The 2,874-nt window shown below is 65.8% G+C and carries 2 protein-coding genes; one reads left to right on the top strand and one right to left on the bottom strand.

Going from position 1 to position 2,874, the window contains the following annotated elements; genetic code table 11:
- The coding region (locus tag AC3AYF_RS19865) for an iron-containing alcohol dehydrogenase (RefSeq protein ID WP_487780251.1) at nucleotides 1-1,201 on the top strand (1,201 nt) is incomplete at its 5' end.
- Between the two features lie 74 nt (nucleotides 1,202-1,275).
- On the opposite strand, the gene zwf is transcribed toward AC3AYF_RS19865, so the two are convergent.
- A partial coding sequence (gene zwf / locus AC3AYF_RS19860) for a glucose-6-phosphate dehydrogenase (protein WP_487780250.1) occupies nucleotides 1,276-2,874 on the bottom strand: 1,599 nt, incomplete at its 5' end.

Genomic DNA, 2,874 nt, shown 5'->3' with positions numbered 1-2,874 from the left:
AGGGCGCACGGTCGGACGAGGAGGAGAGTCGATGTCCAGCAACATCCTGATGCCGCGCATCATGGAGGTCGGTGGTGGTGCGCTCGAGCGGCTGGCGGAGGTACTCGCGGCGCTGGGCGTGCGGCGGCCGCTGATCGTGACCGACACCACGATGGTGGAACTTGGCTATCTGGCGCGTGTCGAGGCGCTGCTCGACGCGGCGCATCTCGACTACCGGGTCTTCGCCGATACGGTGCCGGAGCCCACCGAGGCATCGATTCGCGCAGGCGTCGAGTCGATGCGCGATGGCACCGACCAGGGTGCCTTCGATGGCCTGGTCGCGCTGGGTGGCGGCAGCCCCATCGACTCCGCCAAGGCGATCGGCGTACTGGGGCACTTCGGTGGCGCGATCCGTGACTATCAGTTTCCGCGTTCGGCCGCGCGGATCGGCCTGCCTCTGGTCGCCATACCCACCACCGCCGGCACCGGCTCGGAGATGACGCGCTTCACCATCATCACCGACGATAGCGTCGGCGAGAAGATGCTCTGCCCCGGGATCGGCTTCATGCCGGCGGCGGCGATCGTCGACTACGAGCTGACCCTCTCGGTGCCGGCACGGGTCACCGCCGATACCGGCATCGATGCGCTGACCCATGCCATCGAGGCGTACGTGAGTCGCAAGGCCAACCCTTTCTCGGATCACAATGCGCTGGCCGCCATGCGCCTGATCGGCCCCCATCTGCGCCGGGTCTACCACCAGCCCGACGACCGGCCGGCGCGGGAGGCGATGATGCTGGGATCGAGCCTGGCGGGACTGGCCTTTTCCAGCGCCTCGGTGGCGCTGGTGCACGGCATGAGTCGTCCGATCGGCGCGGCCTTTCACGTGCCCCACGGCATGTCCAACGCCATGCTGCTGCCGGCGGTCACCGCGTTCTCGCTGCCCGAGGCCCGCGAACGTTACGCCACCTGCGCCCGCGCCATCGGCGTTGCCGGCGTCGACGACGATGATGCTCGCGCCGGCCAGCGACTGCTGGACGAACTGGCCGCCCTCAACCGCGAGCTGGAGGTGCCGCGACCGCGTGACTACGGCATCGATGAGCAGCGCTACCTCGCGCTGATCGACGCCATGGCGGAGCAGGCGCTGGCCTCCGGCTCGCCGGGCAACAACCCACGGGTGCCGAGCCACCAGGAAGTGACCGAGCTGTATCGGGAGATCTGGTAGCCATGGCGGGCGCCCTGATAGCGACCGCGCCTATCCGTCGTTCGCGGCGGTTCGACTCGGCGCGTGCCATGGCCTCAGCGCTTGCCGGGCACCGGCGCCACGCCGGGGCCCGTCGCTTCCCCTACCTTGTGCCAAGTGCGGCCGTCACGCTGGATCAGTTCATGGGCGCCGGTGGGTCCATCGGTGCCGGCGGCATAGCCTTCGATACCGGATTCCCCGGCCTCGGACTGTCGAGCCCAGGCATCCAGGAACGGCTGCACGGCACGCCAGCCATTCTCGATGGTATCGGCGCGCTGAAACAGCATCTGGTCACCGGTCAGGCAGTCGTAGATCAACGTCTCGTAGCCGGTGACCGCGGGTAGATCGAAGAAGTCCTTGTAGGCGAAGCCCATCTTGACGGTATCCATTTCCAGCTCGGGGCCGGGGCGCTTGGCCTGGAAGTCGAACCACATGCCCTCGTTGGGCTGGATCTGGATGATCAGCCAGTTGGAGGCCATGCGTTCCACGTCGGTATTGCGGAACTGCGCGTAGGGCGCCGGCTTGAAGCAGATCGCGATTTCGGTATCCCGCGCGCTCATGCGCTTGCCGGTGCGCAGGTAAAACGGCACGCCGACCCAGCGCCAGTTGTCGACCATCACCTTCATGGCGACGAAGGTTTCGGTCTGGCTGTCCGCGTCGACGCCGTTTTCGTCGAGATAACCGGGCACCTGGCGGTCGTCGAGGGTGCCTTTCTCGTAGCGTCCGCGGGCGGAGTGGTGGGCGGCTTCCTCGGTGGTCCACGGGCGGATGGCGCCCAGCACCTTCGATTTTTCGCTGCGCAGGGAGTCTGCGCCGAACGCGGCCGGCGGTTCGATCGCGACCATCGCCAGCAGTTGGAACAGGTGGTTGGGTACCATGTCGCGCATCGCACCGGCCTTGTCGTAGAAGGCGGCACGTTCCTCGACGCCGACCGTCTCCGCGGCGGTGATCTGGATGTGATCGATGTAATGATTGTTCCAGAACGGTTCGAACAGGACGTTGGCGAAGCGGGCGACGAGGATGTTCTGGACCGTCTCCTTGCCGAGGAAATGGTCGATTCGATAGATCTGCTCTTCCTTCATCACCTCGAGCAGGTCGGCGTTCAATGTCTGTGCGGATTCGAGGTCGTGACCGAACGGTTTCTCGACCACGAGCCGGCGATATTGCCCGTTTCGCTCCTCGAGCAGTCCGGCGCCGTCGAGTTTTCTGGCGATGTCGCTGAAGAAGCGCGACGACGTGGCGCAGTAGAAGAGCGCGTTGTCGCTGCCCGACGAGGCGATGACATCCTCGATCTGGCGATAGATGGCGTCATCGGTGAAATCGCCCTGGCGATAGTGCAGTCGCTTCTCGAAATCCCGCCAGTGGGACTCGTCCAGGGAGCCGCCCCGGCTCTCCGAATGATTGTCGGCGGCCTTGTCGGCGATGAAGTCCTTGAGATGTCGACGAAAACTCTCGTCGTCGTGCTCGGCGAGATCGATGCCGACGATTCGCATTTCCGGGGCGATCAAGCGGTCCCGGTCCAGGTTGTAGAGTGAAGGGATCAGCAGCCGTTTCACCAGGTCGCCGCCGGCGCCGAAGATGAACGGGAAGTTCACGTCGACTTCGCCGCCGTCCGGCTCGGGGAAGCGCCAGCGCCGCACCTGGCGAACGATGCA

This window comes from Salinicola sp. (assembly GCF_982684285.1).
This window is presented reverse-complemented; position numbering and strand designations above follow the sequence as displayed.